This is a genomic window from Streptomyces sp. NPDC090032 (assembly GCF_044748025.1).
Classification (GTDB): Bacteria; Actinomycetota; Actinomycetes; order Streptomycetales; family Streptomycetaceae; genus Streptomyces.
In genome coordinates, this window is record NZ_JBIVFF010000003.1 from 87,991 (window position 1) to 103,161 (window position 15,171).

The following is a 15,171-nucleotide window of genomic DNA, read 5'->3' on the forward strand; positions in this document are numbered from 1 at the left end:
GCGGTGACCCCCGTTCCGTCCGGCGGCCCCGCCGCCCACAGCGCCGTGCGGCCCGAGCGCTCGGCCTGGCGCGATGTGCCCCGGCTCCAGGTGAAGCGGTTCGCCGGGCTCGCCATGGCCGAGGCACCCGCCCTCGCGGAGGACATCCTGCGGGAGATTCGCCGCGAATACCCCCACTTACCCCTCGTGCTCGACGAGTCCGGCGAGCCCATGGCGCTCGTCGGCATCCGCCGGGCCATCGAGGGCTTCGTACAGCTCCAGCTCGCCGACGCGGAGGACCGGCCGCGCTCCCATCCGGCCGTCTTCCAGGAGTTCGGCCGCGGCCAGAGCCTGCACGGCCGCAGCCTCGACTCCCTCCAGGCCATGTACCGGCTCGGCGTACGCCTGGCCTGGCGCCGCCTCGCCGAACTCGGCCAGCGCGCCCTCATCCCGCCGCCCGCCATGTACGAACTCGCCGAGTCGGGATTCGAGTACCTCGACGGCCTCGTCGACCAGTCCGTACGCGGCTACGCCGAGGCCGCCGCCCGGCAGGCGGGCGAACGCCTGCGCCTCCAGCGCAAACTCATCGACCTGCTGCTCACCGAACAGACCGACCACGCCGACCGCGCCGACCGCGCCGGCCACAGCGGACGCGGCGCCGCCGCCCCGCCCGACCCCGCGCGGGCCCTCGCCGAGCGGGCCGCCCGCATCGGCTGGCCCCTGCCCGGCCGGGTCTGTGTCGGAGTCCTCCTGCGCCCCGCGCGCGAGGCGGTCGCGCCCGCCGTCGGCCAGGGCGTGCTCCTCGACATGGAGACCGAGCAGCCCCGCATGGTCGTGCCCGACCCCGACGCGGCGGGCCGCCCGGAACTCCTGCGCCGCGCCATGGCCGGCTGGTCGGGCGCGATCGGCCCGCCGGTACCGCTGTCCGACGCGGCGAAGTCCCTGCGCTGGGCCGAGGCCGCGGTCCGGCTCGTGGAGCGCGGGCTGCTCCCGGCGGGCGAGGTGCTCCACTGCACCGAACACACCCAGGCCCTCGTGCTCCTCCAGCCCGAGGAGCTCATCGACGACCTGTCGCGCCGCGCGCTCGCGCCCCTCGGCCACTGCGGCCCCACGCACGCACGCCGCCTCGCCGACACCCTCCTCGCGTGGCTGGAGACACGCGGCGGCGCACCCGAAGTGGCCGCCCGCCTCGGCGTCCACCCGCAGACCGTCCGCTACCGGCTGCGTCAGATCCGCGAGCTGTGGGGCGACGAGATCGACGACCCGGACCGCCGCTTCGAGCTGGAACTGGTGCTGCGGGCGCGGCGGTTGAGGGATCTGCACGGGGGGCCGTGACCGGCGGCCCGTCAGTCTCCCGACCCCCGGCGCGCCTGCCGCACCTCGCGGTCGACCGCCCAGGGGTCCGAGACCGGGCCCAGGTGCCCGAGCTTGTCGGGGTTGATCACCATGCGGATCGTCTGGATCTGCCCGTCGAGCACGTCGAGCGTGAGGGTGTTGAGGACCCTGCCGTCCCGGTCACGCAGGATCGCGCCCTGCTGGCCGTTCAGCTCGTGCGGCTCGGACGTCACGTCGATCCGGAACATCACGGGGAAGACCGAGGCCAGCAGCCGGGCCACGTTGCTCGCGCCCGCGACGGGCCCGGCGAACTGCGGGGCGTTGCCGCCGCCGTCGCCGACCAGGGACACATCGGCGGCGAGCAGCGCTTGCAGGCCGTCGACATCGCCCTGCCGCAGTGCGTCGAAGAACCGCGCCGCCAGCTGCTCCTGCTCTGCGCGGCCGGCCTCGAACCTGGGCCGGCCCTCGTCCATGTGGCGACGGGCCCGCACCGCGAGCTGGCGGCACGCGGCGTCGGAGCGGTCCACGGCCGAGGCGATCTCGGGAAAGGTGAACGCGAACACCTCCCGCAGTACGAACACCGCACGCTCCAGCGGGCTGAGCCGCTCCAGGAGCAGCAGCGCCGCCATGGACACCGAGTCGGCCAGCTCCGCCGAGCGCGCCGGGTCCTCGTACGGGTCGCTCAGCAGCGGCTCGGGGAACCACGGACCGACGTACGCCTCCCGCCGCACGCGGGCCGAGCCCAGCACGTCGATCGAGATCCGGGTGACCGTCGCCGACAGGAACGCCTTGGCCGACCTGGGCTGTGTCGTCGACGCCGCGAAGCGCAGCCACGTCTCCTGGACCGCGTCCTCGGCCTCGCTCACGCTGCCCAGGATGCGGTAGGCGATCGAGAACAGCAGCGGCCGCAGCTCCTCGAACTCCTCGAACTCCTCGACCCGTCTCACGCTGGTTCCTCCCTGGCCCCGCTGGATGTCAGCTCGCCGGTCTGCTCCGCGCTCGTGACACCTCCTGAGACGATCAGGCCCCCGCGGCTGTGACGCGCCCGCGGGGGGTGTGAGCGCCATCACAAGGACGCGACCCGGGGTACGGGGACGCGATCGGACCCATTGCCCCCTCAACGCGGCTGTGAGTAGCCTATGTTCGTGATACCGACCGACTGTTGAAATCTCGAACATAGAGAGGGGGCCGGCCGTGGGGCGTCTCGTACCCGCCGTGACCCGGGCTCTCGACATACTCGAGCTGTTCCTGGACGGGGACGGCACCCTGTCCGCCCCGGACATCGTCCGTAAGCTACAGCTGCCGCGCACCACCGTGCACGAGCTGGTCACGACGCTGACCGCCCGCTCCTACCTCGTGACCGTCCCGGGCGAGCCCGGCCGCTACCGCCTGGGCGTGCGCCCCTACCAGCTCGGCAGCCGGTACGCGGAGCAGCTCGACCTCGCCGCCGAGGGCCAGCAGGTGGCCCGCGAGGTCGCCGAGACCTGCGACGAGACCGTGCACGTGGCGATCCTCGAGGACACCGACGTCATCTACATCGCGAAGGTCGACAGCACCCACGCCGTGCGGATGGTCTCCGCCGCGGGTCGCCGGCTGCCCGCGCACTGCACGTCCGTCGGCAAGATGCTCCTCGCCTCGCTGCCGCAGCCCGAGCTGGCGGTCCGCGTCCCCGACGACGCCGAGCTGACGGCGATGACGGAGAACAGCATCACCGACCCGGCCGTCCTGCGCGAGGCTCTCGCCGGTATCCGGGAGCGCGGTGTCGCCGTCGAGAGCCGCGAGTCCAATCCGGACGTCAGCTGCGTCGCCGCCCCCGTGCGCGACCGCTCCGGACGGGTCGTCGCGGCTCTCTCGGTGTCGGTGCCGATGATCCGCTGGAGCGAGTCGCGCGAGGACGAGCTGGCGCAGCTCGCCGTGAAGGGCGCCGCCGACCTGTCGGGTCGGCTCGGGTACCGGGAATCCGGACGGTGAGGCCGGAGATGGCCGTCCGCGCGGAGGCCACGCTCGGGGAGGGGCCCACCTGGGACGCGGAGGCCGGCCGGCTGATCTGGGTCGACATCCTCGGCAGCCGGGTCCACACGTACGAACCCGCGACCGGCCGCCGCACGGTCATGGCCACCGAGCAGCACGTGGGCGCCGCCAAACCGCGGGCCGGCGGCGCGGGACTCGTCGTCAACCTCCGTGACGGCATCGGCCTGTACGGGCCCGACGGCAAGGACTTCCGCTGGCTGCACCGGGACCCCGTGCCGGGCCGGCGCGGCAACGACGCCGCCGTCGCCCCCGACGGCTCGCTCTGGGCGGGCAGCATGGCGTACGACGAGACGCCGGGCGGCGGCAACCTCCTGCGGATCGCGCCCGACGGGGCCACCACCGAGATCCTCGGCGACGTCACGGTCAGCAACGGCACCGGCTGGAGCCCCGACGGCACGCTCATGTACTACGTCGACACCCCGACGCGGCGCATCGACGTCTTTGACGTCGAGGGTCAACAGGTCGTGCGCCGACGGGAGTTCGCGGCCGTCGAGGAGGGGGCGGGTCACCCCGACGGGCTCACCGTCGACGCCGACGGCTGTGTGTGGGTCGCCCTCTGGGGCGGCTCGGCGCTGCGCCGCTACACCCCGTCCGGCGCGCTCGACCGTGTCGTGCAGCTGCCCGTGAGGCGGCCCACCGCCTGCGCCTTCGGCGGCGCGGACCTCACCGACCTGTACGTCACGTCGGCACGCGTAGGTCTCGACACCCCGTCCCCGTACGCCGGTTCGCTGCTCGTCCTGCGCGACATGGGCCGCGGTCTGGCGCAACCCGCGTTCGAGGGCTGAGCCCGGAGCGAGCGTTTCGAAGGTGCGGGACCCCCACGTGGGTGGGGGTCCCGCACCTTTGTGTTGCGCAACTCATTGACGTCGCCGCGTCCCGAACCTACGGTCCCGTTCGAAGTTACGAGCACCATTCGATATATCGAACAGTAAGGGCAGGGAATGGGACGACCTGGCCTGAACCGCAGGCAACTCCTGGCCGGAATCGGCGGGTTGACGGTGGCGGGCAGCTTCGGATTTGCGGCGCTGGGCACGGGGGCCGACGCGCTCGCCTCCAGCGCGAGCACACGCGTGCGCTACTGGAACCTCTTCAGCGGCGGCGACGGCTACAACATGATCGCGATGCTGGACGCGTTCCGTAAGGAGCACCCCGGCATCGACGTGAAGGACTCGACCCTCCAGTGGGGCAGCCCCTTCTACACCAAGCTCGCCATGGCCGCGGCGGGCAACCGCGCACCGGACCTCGGCGTGATGCACCTGGGCCGGGTCACGGGGTTCTCGCCCGGCCGCCTCCTGGACCCGTGGGACGTCGGCCTGCTCGCCAAGTACGGCGTGAAGGAAGCCGACTTCAACCCCGCGCTGTGGAAGCGCGCCGTCATCGACGGCAAGCTCTACGCCCTCCCGCTCGACATCCACGTCCAGCTCTGCTTCTACCGCAAGGACGTACTGAAGAAGACGGGCCTGATCGGCGACGACGGCAGGCTCGTCCCGGTCACGTCCACCGACGGGTGGTTCGACATGCTGAAGGAGGCCAAGAAGGCCACCAGGAAGGGGCTTCAGACCATCGGCCTGTGGGTCAACGACCAGAACTTCCAGTGGTGGTTCTTCGTCGCCTTCTACACCCAGCTCGGCGGCACCTGGTTCAACGCCGACAACACCGAGGTCACCTTCGACACCGACAAGGCCACCCAGGTCCTGGAGTTCCTGCGTCAGCACGTCGCCGACGGGTACGCCAACCCGGGCATGGGGTCCGTCGGCGCCGAACAGTTCGTCAACGGCACCCCCTTCACCTGGGAGGGCAACTGGTCGGTGCCGGTCTTCTCCGGCGCGAAGCTGGAGTACGGCGCGACCCCGCTGCCGCCCGTCTTCGGCAAGCAGGCCACCCACGCCGAGTCGCACTCCTTCGTGCTGCCGCACCAGGCCGGCCGCGGCGGCGCCACCAACGAGGGCGCGCACCAACTCGCCGCGTATGTCGTCAAGCACGCCCGGCAGTGGGCGGCCGGCGGCCACATCCCCGCGTATACGCCGACCCTGTCCACGGCCGCGTACAAGAAGCTGAGCCCGCAGAACGAATACGTCTCCGCGATGGATCACCAGGCGAACGAGCCGAAGGTGTGGTTCGCCGGGTCCACCGGCATCCTCGCTCAGCGCGTCGGCCCGATCGTCGTCTCCTCGACTCTGGGCTCCGCCAGGCCTCAGGCCGTCGCCCGCCGCATGAAGGGCGTGCTCACCCAGCTCCTGGCCATGAAGAACCCCATGGACGGCAAGACCGCAGCGCAAGGAGGTGCGGCCGTATGACGACCAGTGCCGAGACCGTCATCGCACCGCCGCGCGCGCAGGCCGCCGCGGCGGGCGCCGCCACCGTCGGCAGGAAGCAGGGCTTCCAGCACGGCGGCTGGTTCGTCGCCCCGTTCCTCGCACTTTTCGCGCTTTTCGTGATCTGGCCGCTGCTGCGCGGCGTCTACCTCAGCTTCACGGACGCCAACATCTCCGGCGACAGCGCGGGCTTCATCGGCTTCGACAACTACCGCGAGGCCCTCCATGACCCGCTGATGTGGGACTCGCTCGGCCACAGCGCCTTCTTCACGCTGCTCGTCGTGCCCTGCATCACCGTCCTCGCCTTCCTGCTCGCGATGCTGGCCCACCACATAGAGCGCGGCACATGGCTGTGGCGGTTGTGCTTCTTCCTGCCGTTCCTGCTGCCCTCCACCGTCGCGGGCAACCTGTGGCAGTGGCTGTTCAACCCCGGTACGGGCATGGTCAACCACGTCTTCGGCATCGACACCCCCTGGCTGACCGACAAGTCGTACGCGATGCTCGCCGTCGTCATCACGACCCTGTGGTGGACGGTCGGCTTCAGCTTCCTGCTCTACCTCGCCGCGCTCCAGGGCATCCCCGGGCACCTCTACGAGGCCGCGAAGCTGGACGGCGCGAACGCCTGGCACCGCATGGTCCACATCACCCTGCCGATGCTGCGCAACATCACGGGCCTCGTCATCGCCCTCCAGATCCTCGCCTCGCTCCAGGTCTTCGACCAGGCCGTCGTGATGCAGGACTTCGGGCCGGGGCCGGAGGAATCGACACGCACCTTCGTGCAGTTCACCCTCGAACAGGGCTTCACCAGCTACCGCGTGGGCTACGCCTCCGCCATCTCCATCATCTTCTTCGTGATCATCGCGGCCGTCGCCCTCGCGCGGATGTGGCTGCTGCGCAACCGTGAGGAGGGCGTGCGATGACCACCGACGCCGCGCAGATACGCATCAAGACCCGCACACGCAAGGCCTGGACGCCGAGCCAGATCGTGCTCACGCTTCTCGGCGTCGCCGTCTCCGCCGTCTTCCTGGCGCCGCTCGCCTGGGCCCTGTTCACCTCGCTGAAGTCGGAGACCGAGGCCGTCGAGGTGCCGCCGCACTGGCTGCCGAAGGAGTGGACCGGCCAGGCGTGGAAAGCGCTCTTCCAGACCGGCAACATCACCGACTGGTTCGTCAACTCCCTTGTGGTGTCGGTCTGTGTGACGGCCATCGTGCTGACGGTGAGCGCGCTCGCCGGCTACGGATTCGCCCGCACCGATTTCCGCGGCAAGAACGTCCTGATGGGCGTTGTCATGGCCGGACTCATGATCTCCCCGGCCGTCCTCGGCGTGCCCCTGTTCACCACGGTCCAGCAGATGGGGATGGTCGACACGTACTGGGGCATGATCCTGCCGCAGTGCGCGCCGGCCGCGATGGTCTACATCCTCTACAAGTTCTTCCAGGGCATCCCCGAGGAACTGGAGGAGGCCGCGTTCATCGACGGCGCCGGACGCTGGCGGGTCTTCTTCACCATCGTCGTGCCGCTCGCCCGCCCCTCGCTCGCGGCGGTGGGCATCTTCACCTTCATCGCGTCGTGGAACAACTTCCTGTGGCCGTACATGGTCACCAACAACCCCGACCTGATGACCATGCCGAACGGCATCGCGACCGTCATGAACTCGTACGGCATCCAGTGGGCCCAGCTGATGGCCGGCGGTCTGATGGCGGGCCTGCCCCTGATCGTCGTCTTCGTCTTCTTCCAGCGCCAGATCGTGGCGGGCGTGGCCCACACAGGATTGGCGGGACAGTGACCGTACGCACAGTGGGCAGACCCCTGGCAGCCGTGGCGGCCGCCGCCCTTCTCGCCCTGCTGCCCACGATGGCGCAGGCCGACGCCGCCTACCCGGACCCACAGGTGATCACCGGCCAGCAGATCGTCCACGACCCGACGGTCATCAGGCTCAAGTCCGGCCAGTACGTGGCCTATTCCACCGGCGGCGTCATCGGAGCCCGCCTCTCGAAGGGCCGAGTCCACTGGACCGACGAGGGCAACGCCTTCGCCGCGCCGCCGAGTTGGTGGTACGAGTACAACGACACCGGCGACCCGTGGGCTCCCGACATCTCCTACCACGACGGCACGTACTGGCTCTACTACGCGGTCTCGTCCTGGGGCACGAACCACTCGGCGATCGGCGTCGCCACCTCCGCATCGGGTCTCCCAGGTACGTGGACGGACCACGGCAAGGTGTTCAGCTCCGGGACCACCGACACCTGGAACGCCATCGACCCGGCGATCGTCCGGGCCGACGGGAAACTCTGGATGAGCTTCGGCTCATACTGGTCCGGCATCCGCATGGTCGAGCTGAACCCGCGGACCGGCAAGGCGATCGAGGGCGCGACCGTCCCCCACCTGGCGACCCGCCCCGACGCCCCGTACGCGGTCGAGGGCCCGGCCGTCGTCCACCACGGCCGCTACTACTACCTCTTCGCCTCGTACGACGCGTGCTGCTCCGGCGTGAACTCCACGTACAAGATCCGGGTCGGCCGCTCGACTTCGGCCACGGGCCCGTACGCGGACGAGGACGGCACCCCGCTCCTGGCCGGCGGCGGCACGCTGCTCCTCGCCGGTCACGGCCGGTTCGTCGGCACGGGGGGCGAGTCCGTCTTCCGCGACAAGGGGCGTGACGTACTCGCGTACCACTACTACGACGCCGGCGACTCCGGCACCCCCAAGCTCGGCCTCAACGAGCTGAGCTGGGGCAAGGACGGCTGGCCGGCTGTCCGCTGACTCGATCGACGTACGCAATCCCGAACCCTGAGGGAGACATGACCCGCACCGCACGCTTCGCCCTCGACCCCGCCTTCACGGTCGGCACGGTCGACCCCCGGCTCTTCGGCTCCTTCGTGGAGCACCTGGGCCGCTGTGTCTACACCGGCATCTTCGAGCCGGACCACCCCACCGCCGATGAGGCGGGCCTGCGCCAGGACGTCCTGGAACTGGTCCGCGAACTCGGCGTCACCGCCATCCGCTATCCCGGTGGCAACTTCGTCTCCGGCTACAAGTGGGAGGACTCGGTCGGCCCCGCCGAGGAGCGCCCGCGCCGTCTCGACCTGGCCTGGCGCACGACGGAGTCGAACCGCTTCGGCCTGTCCGAGTACATCGCGTTCCTGAAGAAGGTCGGCCCGCAGGCCGAACCGATGATGGCGGTGAACCTCGGCACGCGCGGCGTCGCGGAGGCCATCGAACTCCAGGAGTACGCCAACCACCCGGCGGGCACGGAGCTGTCGGACCGCCGCATCGCCCACGGCGACAAGGACCCCTTCGGCATCAGGCTCTGGTGCCTGGGCAACGAGATGGACGGACCGTGGCAGACCGGCCACAAGACGGCCGAGGAGTACGGGCGGCTCGCCGCCGAGACCGCGCGTGCGATGCGCCAGATCGACAAGGACGTCGAGCTGGTCGCCTGCGGCAGCTCGGGCCAGGGCATGGACACGTTCGCCGAGTGGGAGGCGAAGGTCCTGCAGGAGACCTACGACCTGGTCGACTACATCTCGCTCCACGCGTACTACGAGGAGCACGACGGCGACCGGGACTCCTTCCTCGCGTCGGCGGTGGACATGGAGTCGTTCATCGAGAACGTCGTCGCCACGTGCGACCACGTGGGCGCGCGCCTCAAGTCGAAGAAGAAGATCAACCTCTCTTTCGACGAGTGGAACGTCTGGTACATGTCGCGCACGGACGCCGAGGTCTCCGCCCTCGACTGGCCTCAGGCCCCCCGCCTCCTGGAGGACGTCTACTCGGTCACCGACGCGGTCGTCTTCGGTTCGCTCCTGATCGCCCTGCTCCGCCACGCGGACCGCGTCACGGTGGCCTGCCTGGCCCAACTCGTCAACGTCATCGCCCCGATCATGACCGAGCCCGGCGGCCCGGCCTGGCGCCAGACGACGTTCTTCCCGTTCGCCCAGGCCGCCAGGTTCGGGAGAGGCGAGGTCCTCGACGTCCGCGTGTCCGGGCCGACGTACGACACGCGGCGCCACGGCAGCGCGGACCTGCTGCACGCGACGGCGGTCCGTGCGGAGGACGGCACGGTCACCGTCTTCGCGGTCAACCGCAGTCAGACGGATTCCCTGCCACTCGAAGTGATCCTGCACGGCATGGAGCTGAGTGAGGTCGCCGAGCACTCGGTGCTCGCCGACGCCGACCCGGACGCCCGCAACACCCTCGCCGAGCCGGAGCGTGTTGCGCCGCACGCGGGTACGGGCACGACGCTCGAGGACGGCACGCTCAAGGCGACTCTTGAGCCGCTGTCGTGGAACGTGATCCGGCTCGGCTGATCCACGGCGTCGGCCACTGAGTGGCCGGAGGAGATGTCGCCCTCCGGCCACTCAGTGACATTCAGGGGGTGGTTACACGCCCGGCGACAGAACGGCCCGCACCTCCACCCCGCCCGCCGCGCTCCCGAGGAGCGTCAGCTGTACGTCTCCCGGGCCCGCCGGGGTCGTGCCGTCGGCGAGGACGGCCAGGGCGAGGGTGTTGGCGCCGCGGGTGCGCAGGATGCCGTTCGGGACGGCGAACGTGCGCTGGGGGCCCACGTCGTTGATGTACTGGCCCATGTTCCAGCCGTTGACGTAGAACTGGACGCGATAGGCGTGGGCCGGGTCGTCCGTGAACGTGAGGCCGATCGAGGCGTCCACGTCGTGGTCGACGGCGAGCCGGAACGTGGTGCGGTACCAGGAGACCCCCTGGCGTGCCGGGCCGTCGACCGGGAACGCGGCCCGCTCCCAGCCGCCGTCCGCGTCGAGATCGAGCCCCGGCAGGTGCCAGCCGTGCCGCTCCCCGTACAGGCCACCCGTGTTGAGCGGGCCGCGCACCGGGTCCGTGCCCGAAGCGCCCTGGATGCGCCAGGTCACGGCCGGGTCCGCACCCGTGAACGCCACCCCGGTCAGGCCGCGCGCCGACTTGTGCGAGTCCCGGGCGCCGCCGTCCTCGTCGTGCTGCATGCGGCGGACGAGGACCGAGAGGACATGGCCGCCTGCGGTGCGCAGTGCGGCGGGCACGGCGAAGGCCGCCGTCGCCGTCCACGTGCCCTGGGTGGACTGGGCCGACGTCGGTACCGGCATCCGGTGCGTGCCGAGGGGGCGGCCGTCGAGCCAGGCCATCAGCAGGCCCTGGGTGCCGGTGGAGTACGCCAGGTTCACCGTCCCGACGCTGCTCGCGTCGTCGAACGAACCCCGGTACCAGACGTCGCCGTAGTGGAAGCCGTAGTCGTCGGCGAACAGGACGGGCCGGCCCGCGGGCACGGGCGTCGTCGAGTACGACGTCGCCTTGTCGGCGACGGTCCAGTACCTGTCGTCGAAGTCCTGCTCCGACTCCGGGTTTTCGGGCCGTTGCTGCCAGTGTGTGAGCGCGGGCAGGCGTACCTCCGGAACGCCCGGGAGTGCCCGCTCGGCGGCGAAGCTGCCGGAAGGAGTGGTGCGCACATGGACCGGGCCGTTGTTCCAGGTGATCCGCTGCACGCCGCGCGGCGCCCACACCTCCAGGTCAGCGTCCTCGATCGTGTCGCCCGTCAGGTGGAGGGTGGCGCCGTCGAGTACGGCCCGGCGCAGCAGCGCGGGACCGCGGACGAGGACCGGGCCCGAAGGGGTGTCGTAGCGCCAGAGCCGCGCTGATGTCTCGTCGTCCGCGAACAGGACGAGGAGCGTGCCACCCACCAGTACCCTCACCAGGCCGCCCAGGTGGGTGGCGATGCGCAGGATTCCGTCCTCGTACGTCGCGGTTGCCGACCCGTCGAGTACCGAGACCTCCGGTTCCTCCTCGTACGCGAAGGCCGCCTCGGCCGGCTCTCCCGGCCGGCCCGCGAACACCGCGACGTCCCGGCGCCCCGCACTCAGCTGGATCATCGGCTGGACCGTCGAGTACGCCAACTCCCGTTTCCCCAGAGCGGTATCGGCCAGGACGAGCTTCGCGTCCTTCGCGCCAACCGTGACCTCCGCGCTCGCCGAGCCCAGTGGCAGCGTCGATGTGATCGACGCCGACGTGTCGTTGCGCAGGACGTAGACGTGCGCGCCCGTGTCGGGATTGGTCAGGTGGTAGACCTTCAGGGCTGGGTCGGCGGCCGCCGTGTCCTGCGCCCGGTCCAGCTTCGCCAGGTCCGGGACGGAGCGGAGCAGTTGGCCCATCTGGTGCATGGGTGTCAGCTTGGACGTGACATTGCGCGCCTCGTCGAGGGCCGCCCCGTAGTCGTACGACGTGTAGACGACCGGCGCGGGGAGCCAGCCCCAGCTGGTGCCGCCGAACGTCATGTAGACGTTGTGGATCTTGATTCCGTTGGCGAGGTTGGTGAGGTAGAAGCGCCGCTCGTACGCCGCGTCGCGGGTGCGACGGGACTCCTCGTATCCCTTGCCGGAGAACACGGCGCCGCCCCACGGGTCGAACCAGCCGCCCCCGAACTCGGCCAGGAGACCAGGGGTGTCGGGGCTCGCCGTCGACCCGCCCTTGGCGCCGCCCACGCCGAAGTAGCCCCAGTCCGGCGGGTTGCCCGACGGTGACGGGTATCCGTCGAATCCGTAGAGGTAGCGGCCGGTCTCGTCACCCGTGCTGAACGAGCCCGGAGCCCAGTAGCCGTTGCGGCCCTTGTCGTTGTGGAACAGCGGGACGTCGATACCGTCGGCGCGGACCTTCGCGTACAGGTGCGCCATGTAGTCCTTGCCGGCCGGGCTGGTCACGTTCGAGGCGTACTCGTTCTCCAGCTCGTAGAGGACGACCGTGCCCTTGCCGCGCGTGTACTGGTACCGGGCGATGACCTCGTTCACGGCCGTCAAGTATTCGTCCACGTACGCCAGATAGGTGGGATCCGAGGTACGGGCCGTTCCCTTGGTGGCCGTCAGCCAGCCGGGGAATCCGCCCGCGTCGACCTCCGCGTTGATGTACGGGCCGGGGCGCGCGATGACGTACAGACCCTCCTCGGCGGCCGTCTCCAGGAAGCGGCCGAGGTCGCGCACGCCCGTGAAGTCGTAGACGCCGGGGGCTGGGGAGTGGAAGTTCCACGCGACGTAGATACTGATGGCGTTGTAGCCGTGCGCGCGCAGCTTCTGCAGCACGTCACGCCACAGCGACGGGCTCGGCAGCCGGAACGGGTGCACCTCGCCCGACCACAGGACGACCCGGCTGCCGTCCACGAGCAGCGAGTACTTGTCGAAGGCGACGGTGTGCGTCTGCCCGTCGGCCTCGGGTACGCGGGCGGGGGCGGTCGTGTCGTCGGGAGTGGCTGCGCCCGCCGTCGGCAGCGGCAGGGCGAGGCTCGCCGCGGTGGTGGCGCTGAGCGCCGTGAACGTGCGTCTGGTGAGCTTCAACTGACGTCTCCATAGAGCTTGGTGAAGTGAGTGCGAAGGGGAGAGGAACGACACCGGCATCGCCCATGGTCGTCACGGGCGATGCCGGGGGGACGCGGGTGGCGGTCGGTCAGGCGCTGAACGAGTGCACTGTCGTCGTCCGGTACGTCTCGCCCGGGCGCAGCACCGTCGACGGGAACGCCGGACGGTTCGGCGAGTCCGGGAAGTGCTGCGTCTCCAGGCACAGGCCGTCGCCCTGCCGGTAGGTGCGCCGGAGGGGCCGGTGAGCGTGCCGTCGAGGAAGTTGCCCGAGTGGAACTGGACGCCCGGCTGATCCGTGGCGATCTCCAGAGTGCGGCCGGAGGACGGGTCGCGCAGAGTCGCGAAGTGCACCGGCCGCGCCGTGATCCCCTTGTCGAGGACCCAGTTGTGGTCGAAGCCCTTGGCCGTGACCAGCTGCGGGTGCGCGGTGCGGATGTCGCGGCCGATCGGCTTCGCGGAGCGGAAGTCGAACGGGGTGCCCGCGACCTTCGCCCTGAGCGTGCCTGGGTAGCCCATCTCGCCGTCGACCGACGTGTAGTGCAGCTTCAGGCCGACGTCGGAGCCGGAGTTGAAGTCTTCCACGTCCCACACCCGCGTGTTGAAGCCCTTCGCTCCGCCGTGCAGGGAGTTGGCCCCGTCGTTCACGGAGAGCTGATACGTCGTGCCGTCGAGGGCGAACCGGCCGTTCGCGATGCGGTTGCCGCAGCGGCCGATCGTGGCACCGAAGAACGTGGTGCCGGCGACGTGTCCTCGATGGTGTCGTAGCCGAGGGAGACGTTCACGTACCAGCGTGGTGGCTGCTGCACCGGCGGCGGCGCCCGATGCGAGGAGAGTGCGTCTGCTCGGTTCCATGTGCGGCTCCCTCAAAGGGCCGGCCCCGCCGGGCTTCGGCCGACGGGGTGAGCTGACTTACGAACCGACCTTGCGCTTGTTCCACACGTCGAAGCCGACCGCCGCGAGCAGGACCAGGCCCTTGATGACCTGCTGCCAGTCGGTGCCGACGCCGACGAGGTTCATGCCGTTGTTCAGGACGCCGAGGACGGTGCCGCCGATGATCGCGCCGAGCACCGTGCCGACCCCGCCGCTCATCGACGCGCCGCCGATGAACGAGGCGGCGATCGCCTCGAGTTCGAAGTTCACGCCCGCCTTCGGCGACGCGGCGTTGAAGCGGGCCGCGAAGACCAGGCCCGCGAGCGCCGCCAGCATCCCCATGTTGAGGAAGACCGCGAAGGTGACCTTCTTGTCCCGGACGCCGGAGAGCTTCGCCGCCGGCAGGTTGCCGCCGATCGCGTACACATGGCGGCCGGTCACCGCGTTGCGCATCACATAGCCGAAGGCGACGAGGAGCACGCCCAGGACGATCAGCACCACGGGCGCGCCCTTGTAGCTGGCGAGCAGCAGGGTGAAGACGAGGACGGCGGCGACCAGCGCGGTGAGCTTCAGCGCGAACAGCTTCGCGGGCAGCACGTCGAGCGCGTACTCCTGCTGGCGCTTGCGGTCGCGCACCTCCTGCCGGCCGACGAGGGCGATGAGGCCCAGGCCGAGGAGCAGGGTGAGGTTGTGGTAGTTGGTGTCGGGGCCGACCTCGGGCAGGAAGCCGTTGGCGACCTTCTGCAGCCCCTCGGGGAACGGGCCGAGCGTCTGCCCCTTGAGGAAGATCTCCGTCAGACCGCGGAAGAGCAGCATGCCCGCCAGGGTCACGATGAACGACGGTATGCCGAGGTAGGCGATGAAGAAGCCCTGCATGGCCCCCGCGAGCGCGCCGACGGCGAGGACCACGAGGGCGGCCACCGGCCACGACCAGTGGTGCGTGACCATGAGCACCGCGGCGAGCGCCCCCGTGAACGCGGTGATGGAGCCGACCGACAGGTCGATGTGACCCGCGATGATCACGATCATCATGCCGATCGCCAGGATCAGGATGTAGCTGTTCTGCAGCACCAGGTTCGAGACGTTGCGCGGCAGCAGCAGGTCGCCGCCCGTCCAGACCTCGAAAAGGATCACGATCAGGCCGAGGGCGAAGAGCATCCCGTACTGCCGCATGTTGCGGCGCATGCCGTCGATGATCAGGCGGCCGAGGCCGGTCGCGTGCCCGGTGTCCCCGGGTTCCTTCGGGGCCGCGGCGCCGCTCGGCGACCCGGCCTTCAGGTTCGTGCTCATCG

The 15,171-nt window shown here is 70.4% G+C and carries 11 protein-coding genes and 1 pseudogene; 8 read left to right on the forward strand and 4 right to left on the reverse strand.

The genetic code is table 11. From position 1 onward, the window contains the following. Positions 1-3 precede the first annotated feature (3 nt). Positions 4-1,314, forward strand: coding sequence for a helix-turn-helix domain-containing protein (locus tag ACIPWY_RS07385; protein WP_362899414.1), 1,311 nt, complete (start codon positions 4-6; stop codon positions 1,312-1,314). Between the two features lie 11 nt (positions 1,315-1,325). On the opposite strand, the gene ACIPWY_RS07390 is transcribed toward ACIPWY_RS07385, so the two are convergent. Beyond that, entirely contained in the window at positions 1,326-2,261 is a 936-nt protein-coding gene (locus tag ACIPWY_RS07390; protein ID WP_401532444.1) for an RNA polymerase sigma-70 factor, read from the reverse strand. Between the two features lie 247 nt (positions 2,262-2,508). Between ACIPWY_RS07390 and ACIPWY_RS07395 the strand changes: the two genes are divergently transcribed. The 7 genes from ACIPWY_RS07395 (at position 2,509) to ACIPWY_RS07425 (ending at position 9,970) form a co-directional block, all read left to right on the forward strand. After that, on the forward strand, positions 2,509-3,285 hold the full coding sequence (locus ACIPWY_RS07395) for an IclR family transcriptional regulator (RefSeq protein WP_362899418.1): 777 nt from the start codon (positions 2,509-2,511) through the stop codon (positions 3,283-3,285). Positions 3,286-3,293: 8 nt separating this feature from the next. Continuing rightward, complete coding sequence (locus tag ACIPWY_RS07400; RefSeq protein ID WP_362899420.1) at positions 3,294-4,130, forward strand: SMP-30/gluconolactonase/LRE family protein; 837 nt, start codon at positions 3,294-3,296, stop codon at positions 4,128-4,130. Positions 4,131-4,286: 156 nt separating this feature from the next. Further along, positions 4,287-5,642, forward strand: a complete 1,356-nt coding sequence (locus ACIPWY_RS07405; RefSeq protein ID WP_401532445.1) for an extracellular solute-binding protein — start codon at positions 4,287-4,289, stop codon at positions 5,640-5,642. Next, positions 5,639-6,580 carry a sugar ABC transporter permease gene (locus ACIPWY_RS07410; RefSeq protein ID WP_362899424.1) on the forward strand — a complete coding sequence of 314 codons (942 nt, stop codon included), beginning with the start codon at positions 5,639-5,641 and terminating at the stop codon, positions 6,578-6,580. The genes ACIPWY_RS07405 and ACIPWY_RS07410 overlap by 4 nt, the downstream gene beginning before the upstream one ends. Further along, positions 6,577-7,446, forward strand: a complete 870-nt coding sequence (locus tag ACIPWY_RS07415; protein ID WP_362899426.1) for a carbohydrate ABC transporter permease — start codon at positions 6,577-6,579, stop codon at positions 7,444-7,446. Before ACIPWY_RS07410 ends, ACIPWY_RS07415 begins: the two co-directional genes overlap by 4 nt. Before the next feature lie 68 nt (positions 7,447-7,514). Beyond that, entirely contained in the window at positions 7,515-8,423 is a 909-nt protein-coding gene (locus tag ACIPWY_RS07420; protein WP_401532653.1) for an arabinan endo-1,5-alpha-L-arabinosidase, read from the forward strand. 38 nt (positions 8,424-8,461) lie between these two features. Beyond that, positions 8,462-9,970, forward strand: a complete 1,509-nt coding sequence (locus ACIPWY_RS07425; RefSeq protein ID WP_362899428.1) for an alpha-N-arabinofuranosidase — start codon at positions 8,462-8,464, stop codon at positions 9,968-9,970. 72 nt (positions 9,971-10,042) lie between these two features. Here the strand turns inward: ACIPWY_RS07425 and ACIPWY_RS07430 are convergent, their stop codons facing one another. The 3 genes and pseudogenes from ACIPWY_RS07430 to mmsB form a co-directional block, all read right to left on the reverse strand. Then, positions 10,043-12,988 (reverse strand): beta-galactosidase, encoded by a 2,946-nt coding sequence (locus ACIPWY_RS07430; protein WP_401532446.1) that lies wholly within the window; start codon positions 12,986-12,988, stop codon positions 10,043-10,045. 109 nt (positions 12,989-13,097) lie between these two features. Continuing rightward, positions 13,098-13,794: pseudogene (locus ACIPWY_RS07435) on the reverse strand (aldose epimerase family protein); the annotation flags it as partial. Positions 13,795-13,918: 124 nt separating this feature from the next. After that, positions 13,919-15,169 carry a multiple monosaccharide ABC transporter permease gene (gene mmsB, locus ACIPWY_RS07440; RefSeq protein ID WP_393705406.1) on the reverse strand — a complete coding sequence of 417 codons (1,251 nt, stop codon included), beginning with the start codon at positions 15,167-15,169 and terminating at the stop codon, positions 13,919-13,921. Between the last annotated feature and the right edge of the window lie 2 nt (positions 15,170-15,171).

Coding starts and splice junctions, on each gene's coding strand:
- mmsB (WP_393705406.1), bottom strand. CDS start 15,169: ATGAGCACGAACCTGAAGGCCGGGTCGCCGAGCGGCGCCGCGGCCCCG.
- ACIPWY_RS07400 (WP_362899420.1), top strand. CDS start 3,294: ATGGCCGTCCGCGCGGAGGCCACGCTCGGGGAGGGGCCCACCTGGGAC.
- ACIPWY_RS07405 (WP_401532445.1), top strand. CDS start 4,287: ATGGGACGACCTGGCCTGAACCGCAGGCAACTCCTGGCCGGAATCGGC.
- ACIPWY_RS07415 (WP_362899426.1), top strand. CDS start 6,577: ATGACCACCGACGCCGCGCAGATACGCATCAAGACCCGCACACGCAAG.
- ACIPWY_RS07425 (WP_362899428.1), top strand. CDS start 8,462: ATGACCCGCACCGCACGCTTCGCCCTCGACCCCGCCTTCACGGTCGGC.
- ACIPWY_RS07420 (WP_401532653.1), top strand. CDS start 7,515: ATGGCGCAGGCCGACGCCGCCTACCCGGACCCACAGGTGATCACCGGC.
- ACIPWY_RS07410 (WP_362899424.1), top strand. CDS start 5,639: ATGACGACCAGTGCCGAGACCGTCATCGCACCGCCGCGCGCGCAGGCC.